This is a genomic window from Pseudomonas sp. PME37.24/006, from assembly GCF_055556635.1.
Genome location: NZ_JBVHNL010000319.1, coordinates 1 through 230, shown reverse-complemented (window position 1 = coordinate 230; position 230 = coordinate 1). Strand labels below are relative to the sequence as shown.

1 protein-coding gene is annotated in these 230 nt (G+C 73.9%); it reads right to left on the bottom strand.

Features of this window, described 5'->3' with window-relative positions; translation table 11 throughout:
* A partial coding sequence (locus ACZ3GY_RS24895; RefSeq protein ID WP_465912507.1) for an alcohol dehydrogenase catalytic domain-containing protein occupies positions 1 to 230 on the bottom strand: 230 nt, incomplete at both ends.

The following is a 230-nucleotide window of genomic DNA, read 5'->3' as shown; positions in this document are numbered from 1 at the left end:
GGTCAGGGCGGCCAGGGGAACCCCGGCGGCCTCCACGTGCGAGAGCGCCGCGGGCTTCCGCGCGAGGGAGAGCGATGGGACGACGGCGTACTCGGCGTACGTGCCGGGCGTGCGCGGGGTGGGCGTCATGCCGAACACCTCGGTGCCCGGCGGGAACGGATGCGACTCGTACGGGGTCGCGACGACGACACCGCTGAAGTCGTAGCCGAGGGTCGCGGGCCACGACGTGA